Origin of the sequence: Streptomyces avermitilis MA-4680 = NBRC 14893, from assembly GCF_000009765.2 — a bacterium.
GTDB lineage: Bacteria > Actinomycetota > Actinomycetes > Streptomycetales > Streptomycetaceae > Streptomyces > Streptomyces avermitilis.
In genome coordinates, this window is record NC_003155.5 from 8,088,409 (window position 1) to 8,111,757 (window position 23,349).

23 protein-coding genes are annotated in these 23,349 nt (G+C 71.0%); 16 read left to right on the top strand and 7 right to left on the bottom strand.

Translation table 11 applies throughout. The features are described from left to right. Nucleotide 1: 1 nt before the first annotated feature. Entirely contained in the window at nucleotides 2-1,363 is a 1,362-nt protein-coding gene (locus tag SAVERM_RS34775; protein WP_010988171.1) for a ferredoxin reductase family protein, read from the bottom strand. A 184-nt stretch (nucleotides 1,364-1,547) separates the two neighbouring features. Here SAVERM_RS34775 and SAVERM_RS34780 point away from each other — a divergent pair, with 184 nt between their 5' ends. Both SAVERM_RS34780 and SAVERM_RS34785 read left to right on the top strand, forming a co-directional pair. Continuing rightward, nucleotides 1,548-2,300, top strand: a complete 753-nt coding sequence (locus SAVERM_RS34780) for a response regulator transcription factor (protein ID WP_037646669.1) — start codon at nucleotides 1,548-1,550, stop codon at nucleotides 2,298-2,300. Then, nucleotides 2,297-3,811 (top strand): sensor histidine kinase, encoded by a 1,515-nt coding sequence (locus tag SAVERM_RS34785; protein WP_010988173.1) that lies wholly within the window; start codon nucleotides 2,297-2,299, stop codon nucleotides 3,809-3,811. Before SAVERM_RS34780 ends, SAVERM_RS34785 begins: the two co-directional genes overlap by 4 nt. A 52-nt stretch (nucleotides 3,812-3,863) precedes the next feature. On the opposite strand, the gene SAVERM_RS34790 is transcribed toward SAVERM_RS34785, so the two are convergent. The 3 genes from SAVERM_RS34790 to SAVERM_RS34800 all read right to left on the bottom strand — a co-directional run bounded on the left by SAVERM_RS34790 (nucleotide 3,864) and on the right by SAVERM_RS34800 (nucleotide 6,300). Continuing rightward, entirely contained in the window at nucleotides 3,864-4,565 is a 702-nt protein-coding gene (locus tag SAVERM_RS34790) for a L,D-transpeptidase family protein (RefSeq protein ID WP_010988174.1), read from the bottom strand. A 3-nt stretch (nucleotides 4,566-4,568) separates the two neighbouring features. Next, complete coding sequence (locus SAVERM_RS34795) at nucleotides 4,569-5,156, bottom strand: pyridoxamine 5'-phosphate oxidase family protein (RefSeq protein WP_010988175.1); 588 nt, start codon at nucleotides 5,154-5,156, stop codon at nucleotides 4,569-4,571. 238 nt (nucleotides 5,157-5,394) lie between these two features. Then, nucleotides 5,395-6,300 (bottom strand): hypothetical protein, encoded by a 906-nt coding sequence (locus tag SAVERM_RS34800; RefSeq protein WP_010988176.1) that lies wholly within the window; start codon nucleotides 6,298-6,300, stop codon nucleotides 5,395-5,397. Between the two features lie 191 nt (nucleotides 6,301-6,491). Between SAVERM_RS34800 and SAVERM_RS34805 the strand changes: the two genes are divergently transcribed. The 5 genes from SAVERM_RS34805 to SAVERM_RS34825 all read left to right on the top strand — a co-directional run bounded on the left by SAVERM_RS34805 (nucleotide 6,492) and on the right by SAVERM_RS34825 (nucleotide 12,418). Further along, nucleotides 6,492-7,685, top strand: a complete 1,194-nt coding sequence (locus SAVERM_RS34805) for an argininosuccinate synthase (RefSeq protein ID WP_037646511.1) — start codon at nucleotides 6,492-6,494, stop codon at nucleotides 7,683-7,685. Between the two features lie 100 nt (nucleotides 7,686-7,785). Next, nucleotides 7,786-9,219: an argininosuccinate lyase gene (gene argH, locus SAVERM_RS34810; RefSeq protein WP_010988178.1), complete on the top strand. Its 1,434-nt coding sequence runs from the start codon at nucleotides 7,786-7,788 to the stop codon at nucleotides 9,217-9,219. A gap of 76 nt (nucleotides 9,220-9,295) precedes the next feature. After that, entirely contained in the window at nucleotides 9,296-10,267 is a 972-nt protein-coding gene (locus SAVERM_RS34815; protein ID WP_037646512.1) for an aldo/keto reductase, read from the top strand. An 85-nt stretch (nucleotides 10,268-10,352) separates the two neighbouring features. Further along, a complete protein-coding gene (locus SAVERM_RS34820; protein WP_037646515.1) occupies nucleotides 10,353-10,904 on the top strand; it encodes a TetR/AcrR family transcriptional regulator in 552 nt (183 codons plus the stop codon). Next, a complete protein-coding gene (locus SAVERM_RS34825) occupies nucleotides 10,901-12,418 on the top strand; it encodes an MFS transporter (protein ID WP_010988181.1) in 1,518 nt (505 codons plus the stop codon). Before SAVERM_RS34820 ends, SAVERM_RS34825 begins: the two co-directional genes overlap by 4 nt. A gap of 68 nt (nucleotides 12,419-12,486) precedes the next feature. Here SAVERM_RS34825 and SAVERM_RS34830 read toward each other — a convergent pair whose 3' ends face one another. After that, entirely contained in the window at nucleotides 12,487-13,236 is a 750-nt protein-coding gene (locus SAVERM_RS34830) for a lysophospholipid acyltransferase family protein (RefSeq protein WP_078234579.1), read from the bottom strand. A 308-nt stretch (nucleotides 13,237-13,544) separates the two neighbouring features. On the opposite strand from SAVERM_RS34830, the gene SAVERM_RS34835 reads away from it, so the two are divergent. The 3 genes from SAVERM_RS34835 (at nucleotide 13,545) to SAVERM_RS34845 (ending at nucleotide 15,895) form a co-directional block, all read left to right on the top strand. Next, a complete protein-coding gene (locus tag SAVERM_RS34835; RefSeq protein WP_010988183.1) occupies nucleotides 13,545-14,726 on the top strand; it encodes a glycerophosphodiester phosphodiesterase in 1,182 nt (393 codons plus the stop codon). Nucleotides 14,727-14,845: 119 nt separating this feature from the next. Next, nucleotides 14,846-15,352: an RNA polymerase sigma factor gene (locus SAVERM_RS34840; protein ID WP_010988184.1), complete on the top strand. Its 507-nt coding sequence runs from the start codon at nucleotides 14,846-14,848 to the stop codon at nucleotides 15,350-15,352. Nucleotides 15,353-15,397: 45 nt separating this feature from the next. Then, a complete protein-coding gene (locus tag SAVERM_RS34845; protein ID WP_037646517.1) occupies nucleotides 15,398-15,895 on the top strand; it encodes a GNAT family N-acetyltransferase in 498 nt (165 codons plus the stop codon). Nucleotides 15,896-16,120: 225 nt separating this feature from the next. Here the strand turns inward: SAVERM_RS34845 and SAVERM_RS34850 are convergent, their stop codons facing one another. Together SAVERM_RS34850 and SAVERM_RS34855 are read right to left on the bottom strand one after the other, a co-directional pair. Then, the gene (locus SAVERM_RS34850) at nucleotides 16,121-16,552 is read right to left on the bottom strand and encodes a hypothetical protein (RefSeq protein ID WP_037646520.1); all 432 of its coding nucleotides are present in this window, start codon (nucleotides 16,550-16,552) and stop codon (nucleotides 16,121-16,123) included. Nucleotide 16,553: 1 nt separating this feature from the next. Then, entirely contained in the window at nucleotides 16,554-16,913 is a 360-nt protein-coding gene (locus SAVERM_RS34855) for a hypothetical protein (RefSeq protein WP_010988187.1), read from the bottom strand. Between the two features lie 617 nt (nucleotides 16,914-17,530). Between SAVERM_RS34855 and SAVERM_RS34860 the strand changes: the two genes are divergently transcribed. From SAVERM_RS34860 to cbiE, 6 genes are all read left to right on the top strand, one after another. Continuing rightward, the gene (locus tag SAVERM_RS34860) at nucleotides 17,531-18,574 is read left to right on the top strand and encodes a methionine ABC transporter ATP-binding protein (protein WP_037646523.1); all 1,044 of its coding nucleotides are present in this window, start codon (nucleotides 17,531-17,533) and stop codon (nucleotides 18,572-18,574) included. After that, nucleotides 18,571-19,350: a methionine ABC transporter permease gene (locus SAVERM_RS34865; RefSeq protein WP_010988189.1), complete on the top strand. Its 780-nt coding sequence runs from the start codon at nucleotides 18,571-18,573 to the stop codon at nucleotides 19,348-19,350. Before SAVERM_RS34860 ends, SAVERM_RS34865 begins: the two co-directional genes overlap by 4 nt. A 71-nt stretch (nucleotides 19,351-19,421) precedes the next feature. Then, complete coding sequence (locus SAVERM_RS34870; protein ID WP_010988190.1) at nucleotides 19,422-20,249, top strand: MetQ/NlpA family ABC transporter substrate-binding protein; 828 nt, start codon at nucleotides 19,422-19,424, stop codon at nucleotides 20,247-20,249. A gap of 13 nt (nucleotides 20,250-20,262) precedes the next feature. After that, nucleotides 20,263-21,102, top strand: coding sequence for a MetQ/NlpA family ABC transporter substrate-binding protein (locus SAVERM_RS34875; protein WP_010988191.1), 840 nt, complete (start codon nucleotides 20,263-20,265; stop codon nucleotides 21,100-21,102). A gap of 132 nt (nucleotides 21,103-21,234) precedes the next feature. Then, entirely contained in the window at nucleotides 21,235-21,873 is a 639-nt protein-coding gene (locus SAVERM_RS34880) for a GNAT family N-acetyltransferase (protein WP_010988192.1), read from the top strand. 130 nt (nucleotides 21,874-22,003) lie between these two features. Beyond that, complete coding sequence (cbiE, locus tag SAVERM_RS34885) at nucleotides 22,004-23,215, top strand: precorrin-6y C5,15-methyltransferase (decarboxylating) subunit CbiE (protein ID WP_010988193.1); 1,212 nt, start codon at nucleotides 22,004-22,006, stop codon at nucleotides 23,213-23,215. The last annotated feature ends 134 nt before the right edge of the window (nucleotides 23,216-23,349 follow it).

A 23,349-nucleotide genomic window follows, 5' to 3' on the forward strand; every position in this document is an offset into this window, starting at 1 on the left:
CTCACAGTTCGAACGACTCGTGGTGGATACGGCGGTCCGGGACCCCCGCCGCGCTCAGCGCCGCGTAGAGGTCCCGCGCCATCGCGGGCGGCCCGCACAGGTAGACGTCGTGCTCGGCGAGGTCCGGCACGGTCTCCCGCAGGGACTCGGCGGTGAACCGCGGACGCGTTCCGTCGGCGCCGTTGACCGCGTACAGGAGGCGCGCCCCACGCCACTTCGCGATGGCCTCCAGCTCACCGCCGAGTGCCAGGTCCTCGGCCGTGCGCGCCCGGTAGACCAGGGTGACCTGGCCGGGCAGGGTCTCGAACAGGGCGCGCAGCGGGGTGATGCCGACGCCCCCCGCGATCAGCAGCGCCTTGGACGCCGTGCTCCGGTCGGCGGTCAGCGAGCCGTACGGGCCCTCGGCCCACACCCGGGTGCCGGGCCGCAGCAGCCCCACGGCGGCACTGTGGTCGCCGAGCGCCTTCACGGTGATCCGCATCAGGCCGGCCCGGGGCGGCGCCGACAGTGAGTACGGCGTGGAGGTCCACCGCATCCCGTCCGCGAGGAACCGCCAGCGGAAGAACTGCCCGGGCCGGGCGTCCAGTTCGTCCAGCCGTTCCCCGCGCACGACGATGGAGAAGACGCCGGGCGCCTCCCGGTGCACGGACTCCACGCGCAGCCTGTGACGCAGGTTGAGCCGCACCGGCGCGAGCAGCCGGAACCACCCGACCAGCGCGGCCGTACCCAGGTAGAGCACGTACCAGGCGGCCCGGGCCGCGGAGTTCCCGACGAGGTCGGAGCCCAGCGCGAGCTGGTGGAAGAAGGCGAGGAACACGGCCACGTACGTGAGCAGGTGCACGTAGTACCAGAACTCGTGGCTGATCCGGCGGCGCGCCGCACGCGCCGAGGTGATCCCGACGGCGACGAGGACGATCGTGCCGATCGTGGCCTCGAGCATGTCCGGATAGTCGAACACCACGCTCAGCGTCTCGCGCACGATGCCCGCCCCGTCCTGGGCGGCGTACCCGAAGAGGATCAGCGTGACGTGCGCGGCCAGCAGACAGACCGTGTACCGGCCGGCCATCGCGTGCCAGCGGGCCACCCGGTCGGAGCCTGTGCGCCGCTCCAGAAACGGGACCCGCGCCATCAGCGCCACCAGCACCGCGCAGCTGTAGCCGCACAGCAGCCCGGTGATCCGCCCGGCGTCCGTGAGCCATCCGGAGAGGCCCACCACCGACCGCGTGTCGTACCACCACAGGGCGACGACCGCGGCGGCTCCCGCCCAGAGCAGGGCGAGCGGCGGCCCCGCGGGCGAGGGCCGGGGGCGCTTTCGCCCTTGTGTCGGGCGCGGGAGAGCGGCCCGCTCGTACACCGTGGTCATCTGTCCGTCCTTCCGGCTGTCCGGGCTGAAACTGTGCGTCCAAAACTTCTGAGGAAGCTCTGAACAGGCGCGTTCAGCGGGGACTCAGAGGAAACCGAGAGGGACGAGGAGGGCGGACTCAGAGGAAACTCAGAGGCCGCGGGCGGGGGTGCGGGCTCCGCGAGGGGTGATGCTGGAGGACGACATGAACATTCCCCGCTCCCGAGGCAACGGCCGGCCCGCGCTCACCCGGCCCGACGGCACCCCTGTACGCGTCCTCGTCGTCGACGACGACCCGGACCTGGCCGAGGTCCTCTCCGGGGCCCTGCGCTACGAAGGCTGGGAGGTCCGCGCGGCGGGCGACGGCGCCCGCGCGGTCGACGAGGCGCGGGACCTGCTGCCCGACGCCGTCGTCCTCGACGTGATGCTCCCGGACACCGACGGCTTCGCCGTGCTGCGCGAGCTGCGCACCGTGAGGCCGGACGTCTGCGTCCTCTTCCTCACCGCGCGCGACGCCGTCGAGGACCGCATCGCGGGCATCACCGCGGGCGGCGACGACTATGTCACCAAGCCGTTCAGCCTGGAGGAGGTCGTCGCCCGGCTGCGCGGACTGCTGCGCCGCGCCGGCATGGCCCGGCAGCTGGACGAAGGGCCGCGGCTGATCGTCGGCGACCTCGTCATGGACGAGGAGGCCCGCGAGGTGACCCGCGGCGGCGAGCTGATCGAGCTGTCGCCGACCGAGTTCGAACTCCTGCGGTTCCTGCTGCGCAACCCGCGCCGCGTGCTCAGCAAGGCGCAGATCCTCGACCGCGTCTGGTCGTACGACTTCGGCGGGCAGGCCCATGTCGTGGAGCTCTACATCTCCTACCTGCGCAAGAAGGTGGACGCGGGCCGCGAACCCATGATCCACACGGTGCGGGGCGCCGGGTACGTGATCAAGCCGGTGGCGGGGCGATGAGGTCACGGTGGCGGTCCTGGGCGGGGCGATGGCCACGGGTGCGGGCAGTCGTGCGCGGGCTGCCGCGTCCGCGCACGATGCGGGCGCGGCTCACCGCCGGACTGGTGGTGCTGCTCGCCGTCAGCTGCGCCGCCGTCGGCGTCGCCGCCGTGTACGAGCTGAACGGCTTCCTCACCGGCCGCCTCGACCAGCAGCTCCACGACGTGGGAGTGCGGTTCCCCGCGAGCCTGGAGCACGGGGGCGACGCACCCAGGTCGGACCACGACGGAGACGAACACGGCGACACACGCCGGCAGAGCACCGGCACCTTCGGCGCGCGGCTGGTCGGCCGGGACGTCACCAACGCGGCGGTCGTCCCCTCCGGCGCGGACACCACCGACCTCAACGTGACCCTGACCACCGCCGACGCGAAAGCCCTGGCCCATGTCCCGGCCGACGGCCGGGGACACTCCGTCTGCCTGTCGGCCCTCGGCGACTACCGGGTGATGGCGGCGCGCGGACTGGACCGGGACGTCCTGATCACCGGGCTGCCCATGGAGCCGGTCGACGCCGCCGTGCACCGCCTGGAACTGGTCGCCTCCGGCGTGCTCGCCGTGGCCCTCGCGGTCGCCGGGGTCGCCGGGGCCCTGTGGGTGCGCTGGTCGCTGCGCCCGCTGAACAGGGTCGCCGCGACCGCCACGACGGTCAGCGAACTCCCGCTCGCCAGCGGCGAGGTCGCCCTGCCGCCGCGCGCTCCCGAATCCGACCCGCGCAGCGAGGTGGGCCGCGTCGCGTCCGCCTTCAACCGCATGCTCGGCCATGTCGAGGACGCGCTGACCAAACGGCACGCGAGCGAGGAGCGGCTGCGCACCTTCGCCGCCGACGCCAGCCATGAGCTGCGCACTCCAGTGGCCTCGGTGCGCGGTCACGCGGAACTGGCGCTGCTGCATCCCGGCCCGGTCCCGCCGAAGGTGACCCGCGCCCTCGAACGCATCGCCGCCGAGTCCGCCCGCATGGGCGAGATGGTCGACGACCTGCTGCTCCTCGCCCGGCTGGACGCGGGCCGCCCGCTGGAGCGGCTTCCCGTCGACCTCACCCGTCTGGTCCTCGACTCGGTCACGGACGCCCGGGCCGCGGGCCCCGGCCACCGCTGGGCGCTGCGACTGCCCGAGGAACCGGTGACGGTGCCGGGCGACGCCCACCGCCTCCACCAGGTGGGGGCCAACCTGTTGGCCAACGCGCGTCTGCACACGCCTGTCGGCACCAAGGTGACGGTGGCGCTGGAGTCCGACGGCCGGACGGCGGTCCTGACGGTGCACGACGACGGCCCCGGCGTCCCCGAGGACATCCAGCCGGGCGTCTTCGAACGCTTCACCCGCGCGGACCGCCGCCGCACGGACGGCACGGGCGGCGGCGCCGGGCTGGGCCTGTCGATCGTGGCGGCGGTGGTGGAGGCCCACGGCGGAAGCGTCGCACTGGAGAGCCGCCCCGGCACCACGACCTTCACGGTCCGGCTGCCCGCCCGGTACTAGGCCGGCCCGCCGGACAGGCTCTGGTCCGGACAGGCTCTGGTCCGGACCGGACCTAGTACCGGGTGAGCGCGGTCGTCCCGCTCGCCGTCCCGATGGCGATGTGCGGCAGCCTCGGGGGTTCGGCCCAGGTGAGGATCTGCCGCATCGCCTCCGCGGGCACCGACACACAACCGGCCGTGGCTCCGCTCCCGTTGACGTGCAGGAAGATCCCCGCGCCGCGCCCCCGCACCGGCCGCGCGTAGTTGAAGCCGATGACGAAGGCGTGCGCGTACTGCGCCTCGTAGGAGACGAGGTGCTCGGACTCGGCGGGGCGGCAGTCGGCGGGGCGCGGCTCGGTCCAGCGGTTGTACGACAGGGAGTCGTTGTCCTGGCACCACCAGGAGTCCTGGTGCACCCGGCGGTACGTGGCCGTCGTACCGCTCGGCGCCGCCTTGATGCCGAAGGCGTACGGCAGGTCGTACAGGCCGGTCGGTGTGGTGTTCGTGCCCTGCTTGCGGGCGGTGCCCTCGACGAGGCCCTTCGCGCCGAAGCGGGCGGCCGCCGAGCCGCGCTTCACCCAGTGTCCGTCCTGCCGGTCCCACCAGGTGACCGTGCCGGTGGTCGCGTCCGCGCGGAGCGCCTGCGCGGTGATCAGCTGGGTGCCGCCGCCGGTGTCGGCCATCAGCTCGGGCAGGGTGGCCCGGGCGGTGCCCGGCGCGCCACCGAGGGTGAGGAGGGAGACGGACGCGAGGGCGGCGACGACACCAGGGCGCATGGCTCAGACCGTAGTGGGCGGCAGCGGCAACGGCAGCCCGGGTAGGCCATCCAGGCTGGTCGCCACGTGCTCCTTCTTCCGGAAGTAGGCGCTCAGCGAGTCGTCGTCCTCGCGCGCGAAGCGCTTTCCGTGCAGATCGCGGTCCTCGTCGTACGACATGAAGGGCACCGCGTAGCCGCAGGTGTCCCGGACGAGTTCCGCCGTCACCACGATGATCGCGCGCAGGCCGTGCGGGGCGGGGTCGATGCGGGGGAAGTGGGTGAGCAGCTGCCCGAAGCGCGGGTCGTCGCGGAAGACGGGCTCGCCGCGGCCGTGCACCCGGACGATGTTCGGCGGGCCCTGGAAGGCGCACCACATGAGGGTGATCCGGCCGTTCTCGCGCAGGTGCGCGATGGTCTCGGCGTTGCTGCCGGCGAAGTCCAGATAGGCCACGGTCAGTTCGTCGATGACGGCGAAGGAGCCCGTGAGCCCCTTGGGGGAGAGGTTGACCGTGCCGTCGCCGGACAGGGGCGCGGTCGCGGTGAAGAAGAGGTGCTGCGCCTCGATGAACGTACGCAGCCGGCCGTCTATGCGCTCATAAGTCTTTCCCATGTCTAACGATTATCGGGGAAGATCTTTCGCCTGTCTAAGGAATGGCGGGATCGGGTCGTGCGGGTCGTACGGGTCGTACGGGTACCGGCGGTACCGGCGGTACCGGAATCCGTGCGGGTACCGGCAGTACCGGAATCCGTGCGGGTGCTTGCAGTACCGGCAGTACCGGCAGTACTGCCCGTACCGAAACCGTGGCCGCCCCGGCCGGCGCTTCGCGGGGCGGCCACAGCGCCGTGCACTACTCGTTGAGCGTGCAGGCGGCCAGGGAGTCGAGGCCCTGCGGCTTCTCCGCGGTGCGGCCGATGGCCGTGGCGATGCGGTTGACGGTGGCGATCCGCTTGTCCTCCAGCGGGCCCAGGATGGCGTTCTGGACGAAGTTGGCGCCGCCCTGGCCGACGGTGTCGACGAGCCGCTTGTTGGCCTCGGCGATCTGGGTGTCCAGGAGCGCCAGGTTGCGGTCGACCTCGGCCTGCGCGGTGGCGGGGATCGCGGGGAGCTGCGAGGCCACGTCGGGGCAGCTGATGGTCCCGACGCCGGTCGCGTCGTCGCCGGTGTCGCCCGCCTCGCCCGCGCCGTCGTCCGCCGCGTCCGTGGCCGTCGCGCTCGGCGCCGCCGTGGCCTCTTCGCCGGCCCCGGCCTCCTCGCCCGCGCCCGCCTCGTCGCCGGCACCCGCCTCGTCGCCCGTACCGGCCGCGCCGTCCGTGCTCAGCGCGCACTCGGCGAGCGCGTCGAGGCCCTGGGGCTTCTCGGCGGTGCGGCCGATGGAGATGGCGATGCGGTCGATCGTGGACTTCCGCTTGTCGGCGAGCGGGCCGAGGATGGCGTTCTGGACGAAGTTGGCGCCGCCCTGGCCGACGGTGTCGACGAGCCGCTTGTTGGCCTCGGCGAGCTGGGTGTCCAGGAGCGCCAGGTTGCGGTCGACCTCGGCCTGCGCGGAGGCCGGGACGCTGGGCAGCTGCGACTTGACGTCCGGGCACGCGATCGTGCCGGTGTCGGCCAGCGTCCTGGCGCTCGTGCCGTTGCTCTTGGATGTTTCCCCGGCGAGGGCGGAGCCGGCGATCACCGCACCGGACAGCACCACGGCGGCGGCGCCGCCGATGAGCGCGACGCGACGCTTGTTGTACTTCGGAAGAGCCCTGGACATGCGGATGCCTCACTCGGATCGGGGGTGACTTGACTGACGAACGCGGCGCCTGCGTTCGGCGAGAAGTACGGGAAAGCGGTTTCTTGCGTTCAAGGCTTCCTGAGATTTCGATCGGACGGCCCGAGATTGACGAATCATGCAGAGCCCTGCATACTCATGCATGTCAGTGATTGCAGTGTGAGGAGAAGCCCGTGACCGAGCGCGTCGTACTCGCCTACTCGGGTGGTCTGGACACCTCCGTCGCCATCGGCTGGATCGCCGAGGAGACGGGCGCCGAGGTCATCGCCGTCGCGGTCGACGTCGGCCAGGGCGGCGAGGACCTGGACGTCATCCGCAAGCGCGCGCTCGCCTGCGGTGCCGTCGAGGCCGAGGTCGCGGACGCCAAGGACGAGTTCGCCGACGAGTACTGCCTCCCGGCGGTCAAGGCCAACGCCCTCTACATGGACCGCTACCCGCTGGTCTCCGCCCTCTCCCGGCCGACCATCGTCAAGCACCTCGTCGCCGCCGCCCAGAAGCACGGCGCCACCACGGTCGCCCACGGCTGCACCGGCAAGGGCAACGACCAGGTGCGGTTCGAGGCCGGCATCGTCGCCCTCGCCCCCGGCCTCAAGTGCATCGCCCCGGTCCGTGACTACGCGATGACCCGGGACAAGGCGATCGCCTTCTGCGAGGAGAAGCGGCTCCCGATCGCCACCACCAAGAAGTCCCCGTACTCCATCGACCAGAACGTCTTCGGGCGCGCGGTCGAGACGGGCTTCCTGGAGGACATCTGGAACGCGCCGATCGAGGACATCTACGAGTACACCTCGAACCCGGCCGAGCCCCGCGAGGCCGACGAGGTCGTCATCTCCTTCAAGGAGGGCGTCCCGGTCGCCATCGACGGCCGGCCCGTCACCGTGCTCCAGGCGATCCAGCAGCTCAACGAGCGCGCCGGCGCCCAGGGCGTCGGCCGGATCGACATGGTCGAGGACCGGCTCGTGGGCATCAAGTCCCGCGAGGTGTACGAGGCTCCGGGCGCGATCGCTCTCATCACGGCCCACCAGGAGCTGGAGAACGTCACCGTCGAGCGTGAACTCGCCCGCTACAAGCGGCAGGTCGAGCAGCGCTGGGGCGAGCTGGTCTACGACGGCCAGTGGTTCTCCCCGCTCAAGCGCGCCCTGGAGGGCTTCATCGACGAGGCCAACCAGCACGTCAACGGCGACATCCGGATGACCCTGCACGGCGGCCGCGCCGTCGTCACCGGCCGGCGCTCCGAGACGTCGCTCTACGACTTCAACCTCGCCACGTACGACACGGGCGACAGCTTCGACCAGGCCGCGGCCAAGGGCTTCATCGACATCTACAGCCTGTCGTCGAAGATCGCCGCCAAGCGCGACCTGGCGTAAGCGGTAGCGATCTTCCCGAAGCAGTAGCGTGATGGCCGCCTCCTCACTCGACAAGTGGGGAGGCGGCCGCACAACCACCACCCTCCGAGGAGCACAGCAAGTGAGCAGCAACAGCGGTGACGTACGGCTCTGGGGCGGCCGTTTCGCCGACGGTCCCGCCGAGGCCCTGGCGAAGCTGTCCGCGTCCGTCCACTTCGACTGGCGGCTCGCGCCCTACGACATCGCAGGTTCGCGTGCCCACGCGCGCGTGCTGCACAAGGCGAACCTCCTCACGGACGACGAGCTGGACCGTATGCTCGCGGGCCTCGACCGGCTCGAAGCCGATGTCGCGGACGGCACCTTCGTGGGCACCATCGCCGACGAGGACGTCCACACCGCCCTGGAGCGCGGCCTGCTGGAGCGCCTCGGCCCCGACCTCGGCGGCAAGCTCCGCGCCGGCCGCTCCCGGAACGACCAGGTCGCGACCCTCTTCCGCATGTACCTGCGCGACCACGCCCGCGTCATCGGCGGCCTCCTCGCCGACCTCCAGGACGCGCTGATCGGACTGGCGGAGGCCCACCCGGACGTGGCGATGCCCGGCCGCACGCACCTCCAGCACGCCCAGCCGGTGCTCTTCGCCCACCACGTCCTCGCGCACGTCCAGGCGCTGTCCCGGGACGCCGAGCGGCTGCGCCAGTGGGACGAGCGCACGGCCGTGTCGCCGTACGGCTCGGGTGCCCTCGCCGGTTCCTCCCTCGGCCTCGACCCGGAGTCGGTCGCGAAGGACCTCGGCTTCGAGCACGGCTCGGTCGCCAACTCCATCGACGGCACGGCCTCCCGTGACTTCGTCGCCGAGTTCGCCTTCATCACCGCGATGATTGGGGTGAACCTCTCCCGGATCGCCGAGGAGGTCATCATCTGGAACACGAAGGAGTTCTCCTTCGTCACCCTCCACGACGCCTTCTCCACCGGCTCGTCGATCATGCCGCAGAAGAAGAACCCGGACATCGCCGAGCTGGCGCGCGGCAAGTCGGGCCGCCTGATCGGCAATCTGACCGGCCTGATGGCGACGCTCAAGGCCCTCCCGCTCGCGTACAACCGCGACCTCCAGGAGGACAAGGAGCCGGTCTTCGACTCCTGCGACCAGCTCGAAGTCCTGCTCCCCGCCTTCACCGGCATGATGGCGACGCTGACCGTCCACCGTGAGCGCATGGAGGAGCTGGCCCCGGCCGGGTTCTCGCTCGCCACCGACATCGCCGAGTGGCTGGTCAAGCAGGGCGTGCCGTTCCGGGTCGCGCACGAGGTCGCGGGCGAGTGCGTGAAGGTCGCCGAGGGCGAGGGCATCGAGCTGGACGGCCTCACCGACGAGCAGTTCGCGAAGATCTCGTCCCACCTCACCCCCGAGGTGCGCGGCGTCCTCAACGTCCCGGGCGCCCTGGCCTCCCGCGACGGCCGCGGCGGTACGGCACCCAGCGCGGTCGCCGTCCAGCTCGCCGAGGTCAGGACGGACGTGGCGGCACAGCACGCCTGGGCCACCGCGAAGCAGAAGAACTAGCAGGTCGGGTGTAGCGAGGGAATCGCGGGATAGGTTGGTCCGGAGCCGTAGAGGAGCCGACCGAACGGAGCCCGCGATGCCCTTCGCCCGCCTGAGCGCAGCGACGACTCCCACCGCCCACATCGGCCTCGGCCTGGCCGCCGTCGGCCGCCCCGGCTACATCAACCTCGGCCGCGAGGACGACCTTCCCGCCGTACGCAGCGTCGAGGCCCTGCGCGCCCGCACCCACGAACTGCTCGACGCCGCCTATGCCCAGGGCGTCCGTTACTTCGACGTGGCGCGCTCCTACGGCCGCTCGGAGGAGTTCCTCGCGGACTGGCTGAACGCCCGGCCGGGCATCGACGACATCGTCGTCGGCAGCAAATGGGGCTACACCTACACGGCGGACTGGACCACGGACGCCGAGCAGCACGAGGTCAAGGACCACAGTGCCGCCACCTATGAACGGCAGCGCGCCGAGACCGCCGGGCTGCTCGGCGAGCGGCTCGACCTCTACCAGATCCACTCGGTGACCCCGGACAGTCCGGCCCTCACCGACAAGGAACTCCACGCCGAGCTGGCCGAGGCCGCGGCCGAGGGACTCACCGTCGGGTTCTCCACCAGCGGCCCCGCCCAGGCCGACGCCATCCGTGCCGCGCTCGCCGTGACGGTCGACGGCGCACCCCTCTTCCGCACCGTCCAGTCCACGTACAACGTCCTCGAGACCTCGGCCGGACCCGCGCTCGCCGAAGCCCAGGACGCCGGGCTCACGGTGATCGTGAAGGAGGGCATGGCCAACGGCCGTCTGGCGGGCGGGCACGCGCCCGGCCCGGTGCGGGAGATCGCCGAGCAGGCGGGCCTCGGCGCCGACGCCGTCGCCCTCGCGTTCGTCCTGCGGCAGCCCTGGGCCGGAGTCGTCCTCTCCGGTGCGGCCACCACCAACCAGCTCGCCTCGAACCTGCACGCGGCCGTCGTCGACCTCGACGACGAGCAGGTCGCCCGCCTCGACGCCCTCGCCGAGGACCCGCGCACGTACTGGGAGCGGCGCGGGCAGCTGCCCTGGCACTGAGCACTCACCCCCGTGAACGACACGAAGGTGAGACGCATACGCTCCTCATGAGACAAAGATGTCTCACTTGGTCTATGCTTGTCTCATGGCTGTCGATCGCGAACACGTGCTGCGCAGCGCAGCGGACCTGCTCACCCGGAAGTCCACCGCCACCATGGACGAGGTCGCCAAGGCGGCCGGGATCAGCCGGGCCACGCTGCACCGCCAGTTCGCGGGGCGGGACGCCCTCGTCCGGGCGCTCGAAGAGCTGGGCATCCGGGAGTGCGAGGCGGCGCTGGACGCGGCCCGGCTGGAAGCGGGCACCGCGAACGAGGCCGTACGCCGGCTGGTGAGCGAGATCGAGCCCGCCGCCCGGCTGCTCGCCTTCCTCTACACCGAGAACCAGCTTTTCGAGGGCGACGCCCAGCACGAGGGCTGGGCCCGGCTGGACGCGCGCATCGCCGCGCTGTTCCGGCGCGGCCAGGAGAGCGGCGAGTTCCGCATCGACCTCAGCCCGGCCTGGCTCACCGAGGCGCTCTACGGCCTGATGGCCTCGGGCGCCTGGGCCGTGCTGGACGGCCGCGTGGCCGCCAAGGACTTTTCCTATATGACCGTCGAACTGCTGCTCGGCGGTGCGCTACGGAGAGAGGAATCATGACCAGCACCCTGCGGCCGGCGTCCGTGGCGGAGGTGGAGCAGCGCCCGGGCCGGTGGCTCGCGCTCTCCGTCCTCGTCCTCGCCGTGCTGCTCGTGGCCGTCGACGCGACCGTCCTCGGCCTCGCGACCCCGTACATCAGCGAGGACCTGAAGCCCTCCGGCACCCAGCTCCTGTGGATCGGTGACGTCTACTCCTTCGTCATCGCCGGCCTGCTCGTCTCCATGGGCAGCCTCGGCGACCGCATCGGCCGCAAGAAGCTGCTGCTCATCGGCTCCACGGCGTTCGGCGCGATATCCGTGCTCAACGCCTATGCCACCACACCGGAGCTGATGATCCTGGCGCGGGCGCTGCTCGGCGTCGCGGGCGCGACCCTGATGCCCGCCACCCTCGCCCTCATCCGCAACCTCTTCCACGACCCGCGCGAACGCAGCTTCGCCATCGGCGTCTGGGGCGCGACCGCCTCCGCCGGCACCGCGGTCGGTCCGGTCGTCGGCGGTTTCCTGCTCGGGCACTTCTGGTGGGGCTCGGTCTTCCTGATCAACCTCCCCGTGATGATCGTCCTCGTCCTCGTCGGCATCAGACTCCTGCCCGAGTCGCGGAATCCGGATCCCGGACCCTGGGACCTGAGCAGTGTCGTCCTCTCGCTCGTCGGCATGATCGGCATCGTGTACGCGGTGAAGGAGGCCGCTTCGCACGGGCCTTCCCTGGACGCGCTGGCCGCCGGAGCGCTCGGCGCCGCCGCCCTCTTCGGCTTCGTACGACGCCAACTCGTCATGCCCAAGCCCCTGCTGGACATGCGGCTGTTCCGCAACCGCGGTTTCTCCGCGGCCGTGCTCGCCGATCTGCTGACCGTGCTCGGCATGTCCGGACTCATCTTCTTCCTGTCTCAGTACCTGCAACTCGTCCAGGGCAGGCCCCCGTTCGAGGCCGGCCTCGCCGAAGTCCCCGCCGCCGTCGGCGCGGTGGCGGCCGGCCTGGCCGCGGGGCGGGCCGCCCGCCGGTACTCGGTGCGGGCCGTGGTCTCGGGCGGTCTCGCCGCCGTCGGCCTGGCACTCGCCGCGCTCACCCTGCTGAGCGAGTCGACCGGCTACCCGCTGCTCGGGACCGCGCTGCTCGTGGTCGGCGTGGGCGCCGGCTTCTCGTTCACCGTGACCGCCGACGTGATCCTCTCCAGCGTGCCCAAGGACCAGGCGGGCGCCGCCGCCGCGGTCTCCGAGACGGCGTACGAACTCGGCGCCGCCCTCGGCATCGCACTGCTCGGCTCGATCGTCACCGGCGTCTACCGGGACTTCCACGGCCCGGCGGGCACCCCGGCACAGGCCCACGAATCCCTCGGTGGTGCCGTCGAGTCGACGGCGGGGCTGCCCGCGCACACCGCGGAGGCCGTGCTGTCCTCGGCCCGCGCCGCCTTCGTCGACGGGCTGGCGCTCGCGGCGGGCGCCGGCGCGGCGGTACTGCTCGCGACGGCGGTCGCGGCCTGGTTCCTGCTGCGCGGCCAGAAACTCGAGGCGTAGGGGTACGAACGGGTGAGGCCCGCCCCGGCGACAGCCGGGACGGGCCTTTCACGGTGTGGGCGGAGCCGCTACGCCGCCTTCGCCTTGGTGGCGTACATGTCCACGTACTCCTGACCCGAAAGGCGCATGACCTCGGCCATCACGGAGTCGGTCACGGCGCGCAGCACATAGCGGTCGCGGTCCATGCCCTCGTAGCGGGAGAACTCCATCGCCTCGCCGAAGCGGACCGTCACCCGGCCGGGGCGCGGGAAACCGGCGCCGCCCGGCTGGAGCTTGTCGGTGCCGATCATCGCGAACGGGACGACCGGGGCGCCGGTCATCAGGGTGAGGCGGGCGATACCGGTACGACCGCGGTAGAGCCGGCCGTCGGGGGAGCGGGTGCCCTCCGGGTAGATGCTGAAGACCTTGCCCTCCTCCAGCACCCGGCGGCCGGTCATCAGCGCCGCGACACCGCCGCGGCCGCCGTCACGGTCGACGGGGATCATCCCGGTGCCGGTGAAGAACCAGGCCATCAGCCGACCCTTGATGCCCTTGCCGGTGACGTACTCGTCCTTGCCGATGAAGAAGACCTGGCGGTCGCAGAAGAGCGGCATGATCATCGAGTCGATGAACGTGAGGTGGTTGCCGGCCAGGATGACCGGACCTTCGCCCGGGATGTGCTCCGCACCTTCCACCCGTGGGCGGAACATCAGGCGCATGATCGGTCCGAGCACTGCCTTGATGAGCACGAAGCGGGACAACGGGCCCTCCGGTGTCAACGAACGGTATGAGTATGTGCAGGTGAGGACGATACTCGCGCCCCCCGGGTGATTGCACATCGGGTTCACCGACTGGATACGCACTGTTGACGCACGTTTACCTGCGGTGGCGCCCCGCTGCGGGGTCCTCACGCGGACGACACGGTGTGACGGAGATCGCGCCGTCGGGCGCGGCCCGTCCCTCCCGCGGGTGCCCCCTGCCGCGCCCCCGAACCCGGCGAGCCGTCAACTGTCCGAACCCGTACGGCATCTCGTGCGACATCCAGCGTCACCCGTGTGTTCTGCCGCAGGTCTCCCCTCCGTCACTCGAGCACACCTACGATCGACCAGATTTGACAGGTGCAGGGCGGTGTGGCGGAGGAGCGCTCATGGGGACGCAGGAAACACGACGGACACAGCGGTCGGACGAGCCGGGGCGGGGGACCGGGCGGCGGGCGCTGCTGGGGGCCGCGGTGCTCGGCGCGGGCGGAGCGGTCCTCGGACTGCCCGCCGCGGCGAGAGCGGACGAGCGGCACGGGGGCGGCGGCTACCGGAGTCTGCCGAAGCCGACCGTCATCGGTCACCGCGGGGCCAGCGGCTACCGGCCGGAACACACCTTCGGCTCCTACGAGCTGGCCCTCGACCTGGGTGCGCACGTCGTCGAGGCCGGCGATCTGGTGCCCACCAAGGACGGCCATCTCGTATGCCGTCACGAGCCGGAAATCGGCGGGACCACCGATGTCTCGGCGCACCCCGAGTTCGCCGACCGCAGGACCACCAAGACCCTCGACGGGGTCGCCACCACCGGCTGGTTCACCGAGGACTTCACGCTCGCCGAGCTGAAGACCCTGCGCGCCGTCGAGCGCATCCCCGCCACCCGCCAGCGCAACACGATCTACAACGGCCGCTGGGAGATCCCCACCTTCGAAGAGGTGCTCCGGTGGCAGGACGAGCAGACCCGCAAGCGCGGCAGGCAGGTGTGGATCTACCCCGAGACCAAGCACCCCACCTACTTCCGCAAGCTGGGCCTCGGCCTGGAGGAGCGGGTCGCCAAGCTGCTGCGCAAGTACGGCAAGGACAAGAAGAACTCGCCCGTCATCATCCAGTCCTTCGAGCCGAGCAGCATCCAGCGTCTGAACAAACTGGTCGGCAACCCGCTCGTCGTGCTGCTGTCCGCCGCGAACACCCGCCCCTGGGACTTCGTCGAGGCGGGCGACCCGCGCACCGTCGCCGACCTCGTCAAGCCCGAGGGCCTGGCGTGGATCGCCTCGTACGCGCAGGGCATCGGGCCGACGCTCGACCTGGTCATCCCGAAGGACGCGAGCGGCAACCTCACCACGCCGACCACGCTCGTCGCCGACGCGCACGACGCGGGCCTGATCCTGCACCCGTACACCATGCGCAACGAGAACACCTTCCTGCCGACCAACTTCAAGAAGGGCACCGACGCGAACGCCTACGGCGATGTCTTCGGCGCCTTCAAGACGTACTTCGGGACGGGCATCGACGGGGTCTTCTCGGACAACGCGGACACCGCGCTCCTGGCCCGCGCGGACTTCCTGAACGGCTGAGCGGGGGCCTTTCCCGAGGGCTGAGGTCCCGCGGTCAACCCATCGCTCCGCGCCCCCGGTTGGAGTGACAGTCGGCCGCCCCGGCAACCTCCCGCCGGGGCGGCGGCGTCCCGCCGCATATGACCCACGACATGGTTGCCACCCTGCGCCCGCTGCTCGCCGCCGAGGCCTCGGCGGAGGCATATGCGGCCGGTACCGACCAGAGCGACCTGGAACAAGCCGTCTGGCTGCGTCTCCTCGAGCGCCTCGAATCCGACGGCCCCCTCGTCGATCCGCAAGGCTGGGTACGCCGCGCCGTCCGCTCGGAGGTGCGCCGCAGCCGCCGCACCGCCCGTCTCGAGCTGCCGTACGGCTCCGAACCCGCCGACGACGGCGCGGCCGGCCCCGAACAGCAGGCGCTGACCGCCGCTCGCCATCGTGCCCTGCACGCCGCCGTGCGTCGGCTGCCCGGCCGCTGCCCACGCCTCATGGCCGCACTGCTGTCTCCCCAGGACCTCACGTATCGCGAAATCGCAGGCGAGTTGGGTATCTCACAGGGCAGTCTGGGCCCGGAACGTTCCAGATGCCTGGGATGTCTGCGCAGATTGCTGTCCGCGGAGGTTGCGGCCCGTGAACCGCGGGGATAGGAGTGAGGGACAACTGGCGAGCAGGTGAGCGGGAGGCGTGCACACATGGGCATGAGCGTGACCATCTCTGTGGCGACCGAGCGGGACGCCGAGCAGATCTTCCGGCTGCAGTACCTCTGCTTCCAGAGCGAGGCCGCCCTGTACGGCAACTACCGCATCGACCCGCTCGTCCAGTCCCTCGAATCGGTCCGCGCGGAGGTCGCGGGCGACTGCGTGTTCGTGGCGCGGCTGGGCGACGAGGTGGTCGGTTCGGTGCGCGGCACCGTGACCGAGGACGGCGCGGCGTCCATCGGCAAACTCTGTGTGCACCCCCGTCTCCAGGGGCACGGCATCGGCGCCCGGCTGCTGCGCGCGGCCGAGGCGGCCCTGGCCGGGGAGCGCGGCGCCACCCGCTTCCGCCTCCACACGGGCCACCGCAGTGAGGGCAACCTCCGCCTCTACCGGCGCGTGGGCTACGAGACGGTGGGCACGTCGAAGGGCGCCGACGGAGTCCCGATGATCGTCCTGGAGAAGCCGGCGGGCACCTACGCGACAACGGCGTAGACATGTCGCCGCTCCCGAAGGGGCGCGGCGACTACGTATTCAGGGGCGCGGCGACGCGAACCCGACACGCCGCCTCCCGAGGGCCGGCCGTGTCCCAGCGGGCGCTTCCACGTCCGCGCCCCCGAAGGGGCGCGGGGAACTGCGCGACCAGCCACAGACGTCCCGCAGCTTCGCAACGGACGGACCGCGGTCTCCTTCCGGCTCCCGGGGACGGACCGCCGTCTCCTACCGGCTCCCGGCGGAGCGCTCCCGCTTCCGGAGCCAGTACATGGCCGACAACGGCAGCAGCACGGGAATGAACAGATACCCCATGCCGTAGTCGGACCACACGGTCGCGTCCGGGAACGCGGACGGCTCGACCAGCGTCCACGTCCCGACCGTCAGTACGCCCACGAGCTCGGCGGCGCAGCACACCAGCGCCGCCCGGCGGGCCGTCTCGCCGCCGCGCACCAGCGAGTACGTGATGAAGCCGTAGACGACGCCCGCCACCGCGGAGAGCGAGTAGGCGAGCGGCGCCTTGTCGAACTCCGTCGAGATCTGCACCGCGGAGCGCGAGACGGCGCCGACCACCATGACGCCGTACAGCCACACGAGCAGCATGCCCGGGCCGCCGATCAGCCGGGTCCTGGCCGGCTTCGTCTCTTGCGTGGCCGTCATCTCAGCTTCCCCAGATGTCATAGAGCCGCACCTCCAGCACGGCGAGGACCACGCCACCGGCGGCGACGGTGATCGAACCCCACCGCGTGCGCTCCGCCAGCGACATGAAGCCCGCCGCCGGAACGCAGGCGAAGGCGCCCAGCAGATACGCCACGAAGATCGTCGTGCCCTGCTCCGGCTGCTGGCCGCGCGCCAGCTGGACGACGCCGACGACCAGCTGGACCACGGCGAGCAGCGACACCACGGCCATGCCGATGAAGTGCCAGTCCTTGGTCGGCTGATCGCGGTAGGCGGCCCAGCCGCACCAGGCGGTGAGCAGCAGCGCGGCGACGGCGGTCACCACGGTCAGGGCATCAAGCATGCCGTGACCCTATTACGGGCCAAAAGGCCCCACGCGCGCGGGCCCGACCGCCGAGCCGTCCCGGCCTCGGGGGCAGGTCCGCCGCACCCGGTCCGCCGCCGGCCTGCGCCGGCCGCACCGCCGGGGCGGCCACCGTGGCCTTGGCCACAACCCATGAGGCGGCCGAGCCGGACGCCGACCCGTAGGGAGGGACCCCATGCCCTGTCCGCACTGGTCACCAGCGGCGGGTGAGGATCTCCGGCCGAGGCCGAAAGCTGTCCACGGCTGTCCGCTATTCGGACAGCACTGGCGGGCCTCCGCTGTGCGTCTGCTTTACTTGATCCCATGACCACGACGAGCAGCCGCACCCTTGCGACCGAGGCGACCATGACGCCCGGTGCTCGCTGTATGTGTCGAATGTGCGCCTTCTAGAGGGCCCCCGCACCACCGCCTGGTCTCGCGCCCCGAAGCGAGACCGCCGCCCCATGTCCGTACCCCGTACGTGACCCGGGCTGCCCGCGCACACGTTCTCCCCCCCGGTTCCATCGCCATCGCGAGAACCGTGCCGCGTTCCCGACCGAATGCATCCGTGCCCGGCGCACACCCACGCCCTGCACTCGACAGTGACGGAAACCCCAGTGATCACGACAACGGGCCTCACCAAGGTCTACCGCTCGCGCGGCCGCGAGGTCACCGCCCTCGACGGCGTCGATCTGCACGTCCGCGAAGGCGAGGTCTACGGCGTCATCGGCCAGTCCGGCGCCGGCAAGTCCTCGCTCATCCGCTGCGTCAACCTCCTGGAGCGTCCCACCTCCGGCACGGTCACCGTCGCCGGACAGGACCTCACCGCCCTCGCCGGCCGCGGCCCGCGCGCGGGCAAGGAGCTCCGCACGGCGCGCAGCCACATCGGGATGGTCTTCCAGCACTTCAACCTGCTGTCCTCGCGCACCGTCCAGGACAACGTCGAGCTGCCGCTCGAAATCCTCGGCGTCTCCGGCCGGGAGCGCGGCCGCAAGGCCCTCGAACTCCTCGACCTGGTCGGCCTCACCGACAAGGCCAAGGCCTACCCCGCCCAGCTCTCCGGCGGCCAGAAGCAGCGCGTCGGCATCGCCCGCGCCCTGGCCGGCGACCCGAAGGTGCTGCTCTCCGACGAGGCCACCAGCGCCCTCGACCCCGAGACCACCCGCTCCATCCTCCAGCTGCTGCGCGACCTGAACCGGCAGCTGGGCCTGACCGTCCTGCTCATCACCCATGAGATGAACGTCGTCAAGAGCATCTGCGACTCGGCCGCCCTGATGGAGAAGGGCCGCATCGTCGAGTCCGGCACCGTCAGCGAACTCCTCGGTACCCCCGGTTCCGAACTGGCGTCGGCGCTCTTCCCGGTGACCGGCGACGCCTCCGGCGACGACCGCACCGTCGTCGACGTCACCTTCCACGGCGAGGCCGCGACCCAGCCCGTCATCTCGCAGCTCTCGCGCACGTACAACATCGACATCTCGATCCTCGGCGCCGCGATCGACACCGTCGGCGGCCTCCAGGTCGGCCGGATGCGCATCGAACTGCCCGGCCGTTACGAGGACAACGTGGTGCCGATCGGCTTCCTGCGCGAACAGGGTCTGCAGATCGACGTCGTCGACAAGTCGGACCAGGAGTCCGTACTGGTGAAGGAAGGTGCCAAGTGACCTGGTCCGAGATGCAGCCGCTGCTGTCCCAGGCGTGTTGGGACACGCTCTACATGGTCGGCTGGTCCACGCTCATAGCGATCGTCGGCGGACTCCCGCTCGGCCTCCTGCTCGTCCTGACCGACCGCGGCGGACTCCTCCAGAACGTCGTGGCGAACAAGGTCGTCGGGCAGATCGTGAACGTCGCCCGCTCACTGCCGTTCATCATCCTGATGGTGGCGTTGATGAACTTCACCCGCACCATCACGGGGACGACCATCGGCCGTGAGGCGGCGATCGTGCCGCTCGCGATCGGCGCGATCCCGTTCTTCGCGCGTCTGGTCGAGACGGCTGTCCGCGAAGTGGACGGCGGACTCGTCGAGGCCGTGCAGTCCATGGGCGGCAACACCTGGACCGTCGTCCGCAGGGTCCTCGTGCCGGAGTCCCTGCCCTCGCTGATCTCGTCGGCGACCACCACCATCGTCGCGCTCATCGGCTACTCCGCGATGGCCGGCACCGTCGGCGCCGGCGGCCTCGGCGACATCGCCATCCGCTACGGCTACCAGCGCTTCGAGACCGGCCTGATGTGGATCACCGTGGCGATCCTCGCCGTCGTCATCTCCCTCATCCAGTTCGCCGGCGACTACGCGGCCCGCGGACTGCACCGACGCGGCGGCCGGTCCGGTGTCGCGCCGAAGCTCAGGCTGCTGAAGGACAAGGCGCCCGCGGACAGGACGCCCGCGGCCGACGCCCCCACCGGCGAGGCGGCCACGGCCGACGTCGGCAAGGTCGCCTGAGTCACCCCCTCCCCGAACTCCCCGTACCACCCAAGACGGGGTCGCTCCACCCATCAGGAAAGGCACTTTTCGTGCGTAACACCGCCAAGATCACCACCGCTGTCCTCGCCGCCGGAGCCCTCACCCTCGGGCTCTCGGCCTGCGGCTCGGACAAGGACTCCGCCTCCGACACCAGTGGCCCGCTGATCGTCGCCGCGAGTCCCACCCCGCACGCCGAGATACTCGACTTCGTCAAGAAGAACCTGGCGAAGAAGGCGGGCCTGGACCTGGAGGTCAAGGAGGTCACCGACTACGTCACGCCGAACACGGCGACCGAGGACGGCTCCGTCGGCGCCAACTACTTCCAGAACCAGCCCTACCTCGACGACTTCAACAAGAAGAAGGGCACCCACATCGTGCCCGTCGTCACGGTGCACCTGGAACCGCTCGGCCTCTACTCCCACAAGGTCAAGAAGGCCGACGACCTCAAGAGCGGTGCGACCGTCGCCATCCCGAACGACACGGTCAACGAGGCGCGGGCGCTCAAGCTGCTCGACGCCAACGGGATCATCACGCTGAAGAGCGGCGTGGGCAACGAAGCGACCCCGGGGGACATCACCAAGAACCCCAAGAACCTCAAGTTCAAGGAGCTGGAGGCGGCCCAGACCCCGCGCTCCCTGGACGACGTGGACGCCGCGGTGGTCAACGGCAACTACGCCATCTCCTCGGGCCTCAAGCCGGCCAAGGACGCCGTCGTCCTGGAGTCCCCGAAGGACAACCCCTACGGCAACTTCCTCGCGGTCAAGAAGGGCAACGAGAAGGACCCGCGCGTCAAGAAGCTCGCGAAGCTCCTCACCTCGCCCGAGGTGAAGAAGTTCATCGAGGACAAGTACGCCGGCTCCGTCATCCCGTCCTTCTGAGGAGCTCTCAGCAATGCGTAAGCCCGTCATTTCCGCGGCGGCGGCCGCACTCGCCCTCGGACTCGGCCTGACCGCCTGCGGCTCGGGCTCCGACTCCGACTCCGCGAAGAGCGGTGGCGACGGCGACGCACTCGTCGTCGGCGCCACCGCCGTCCCCGCCGGCGAGGTCCTCGCGTACATCAAGAAGGACCTCGCCGAGAAGGCGGGCCTCGACCTGGAGATCAAGGAGTTCACGGACTACGTCCTGCCGAACACCGCCCTCCAGGAAGGCGAACTGGACGCGAACCTCTACCAGAACCAGCCCTACCTCGACGACTTCAACAAGGCCAAGGGCACCGACCTGGTCCCCGTCGTCAAGGCGTACCTGCCGCCCATGGGCGTGTACTCGAAGAAGGTCACCGACGTCACGAAGCTCGCCGACGGAGCCACCGTCGCCGTACCCAACGACACGACCAACGAGGGCCGCGCCCTCAAGCTCCTCGCGTCCAAGGGCGTCATCGCGCTCAAGGCGGGCGCCGGCACGGACGCGTCCCCCGCGGACATCACGTCCAACCCCAAGCACCTGACGTTCAAGGAGCTGGAACCCGCCCAGCTGCCGCGCTCGCTCGACGACCTGGCCGCCGCGGTGATCAACAACAACTACGCCCAGGACGCGGGTCTCAGCCCGACGAAGGACGCCATCCTTCTGGAGTCGGCGGAGAACAACCCGTACGCCAACCTCCTGGCCGTGAAGAAGGGCAACGAGGACGACCCGCGGGTCGAGAAACTCGCCAAGCTCCTCACCTCGCCCGAGGTGAAGAAGTTCATCGAGGACAAGTACCGCGGCTCGGTCCTGCCGGTCGTCTCCGGCTGACGCCGGACACCGCAACGCACGGGGTCCACTCCTTCACCGGGAGTGGACCCCGTGGTGCGATTCGGTACCTCGATACTGCATGCTGGGCAGTTCAGCAGGCCCTGAAGGTTTCCGAAGGTTACGGAGCGGCGCATGACTAGCACCTTCCCCAACATCTCCATCAGCACGGAGCGGTTGGTACTGCGCCCCCTCGACGAGGACGACGTCCCCGCCCTGGCCGAGATGATGAACGACGAGCAGGTAGGGGCCTGGACCGACGTGCCCCAGCCCTACACCGAGGACCGGGCCCGCCGCTGGATCACCGAGTACGCGCCCGCCCAACGCACCGCGGGCCGCGGCCTCGACCTCGCCGTCACCGAGTTCCTCACCCAGCGACTGGTCGGCATCGTCCAGCTCGACAAGACGAACTGGCACATCCGGTCCACCGAAATCTCGTACGTCATCGCCCCCTGGGCCCGCGGCGAGGGCTATGCCTCCGAGGCGGCGCTCGCCACCGCCCAATGGCTCTTCGGGGACCAGAAGTTCGAGCGGATCGAGCTGCGCACGGCGGCCGACAACACCGCCTCCCAGCAGGTCGCCCAGAAGATCGGCTGCATCAGCGAGGGCGTCCTGCGCAACGCCTGCATAGCCCACGTCCGGACCGAGGACGGCACGTGGACCGACGTGCGCACCGACTTCATCGTCTGGAGCCTCCTCCCGGAGGACCTCGACGGAGTCGGCGAGGAACTCGCGGACACCGGCGGTTTCACGTCGTTCTCCGACTGGAACTGAGACCACGGGGCCGCCGGAACCCGGCCCGGCCCCCGTACGCCGCACCATTCAGCTCCACCAGGTACGCTCACGGAGCGCCATGCACGGGCTGCCCTGACGACCTGCGAAGACCCCCTGGAGACTGACGACGATGGCCGACCGGGTCACGGTGATCGGCTGGGACGGCTCGCCCCTGACCGCGGCCGCGCGTTCCGCCCTCGGCGCCGCCACCCTCGTCGCCGGCGCGGCCCACCACCTGACACTGGCGGAGGTCCCCCCGGCCGCCGAGCGCATCCGCCTGGGCAGCGTCGCCCTCGCCGCCCGCCGTATCGCCGCCCACCGCGGCACCGCCGTCGTCCTCGCCGACGGCGACCCGGGCTTCTTCGGTGTCGTACGCACGCTGCGCGCCCCCGAGTTCGGCCTGGAGGTCGAGGTCGTGCCCGCGGTCTCGTCCGTCGCCACCGCCTTCGCCCGCGCCGGAATGCCCTGGGACGACGCCCAAGTGGTCGTCGCACACCGCCGCACCCTGCGACGGGCGGTGAATGTATGCCGCGCCCACACCAAAGTCGCCGTCCTCACCTCACCCGGCGCCGGACCCGCCGAACTCGGCCTGCTGCTCGAAGGAGTCCACCGCACCTTCGTCATCTGCGAGGAACTCGGCACCGAACGCGAACAGGTCACCGTCCTGACCTCCGACAAGGCGGCCGACCACACCTGGCGCGACCCGAACGTCGTCATCGTCATCGGCGGTCCCGTGACCGCGGTCGAGGGCGGCGGCTGGATCGCCGGACGCGAACCGGGCGCGGAACCGCGCGGCTGGGCGCTGCCCGCCGAGGCGTACGGCGGCGCACTCGGCGAAGGCGAAACGGATCTGCTGCGCGCCGCCCAGCTCGCCCGCCTGGGGCCGCGCGCGGGCGACCTCGTCTGGGACATCGGTTCCGGCAGCGGGGCGTTCGCCGCAGAGGCGGCGCGCTGCGGCGCCGCCGTCATCGCCGTCGACCGGGACCAGGACGCCTGCGGCCGTACGACGGTCTCCGCGCGCCGCTTCGGCGTCCAGCTCCAGGTCGTGCACGGCGCCGCGCCGCACATACTGGAGAACCTCCCCGAACCCGATGTCGTACGGGTCGGGGGCGGGGGAGCCGCGGTGGTCTCGGCCGTCGCCGACCGCCGCCCGCAGGGCATCGTCACGCATGCCGCGACCCGCGACGCGGCGGAACTCATCGGCAGGGGTCTGACGGAGCACGGCTACCTGGTCGAGTGCGCCCTCCTGCAGTCCGTCGAGCTGGACACGAGGGCCTGGACGGAGAAGGAGCGGAGCGTCGCGTTCCTGCTCAGCGGCCGATTGCCCGACCGCTCCCCGTGATCCTGTTGTCGTACCGGCGCGGTAGGCTGGCCGATCGTTGTACCGCACTCCGGTCACCCGGCACCTCGTCGGTCAATGTCCGGAAAACGCGCCTCTTTTGGGATGTGTGTGGTACGGCGGAGCCGGAGGGCGCG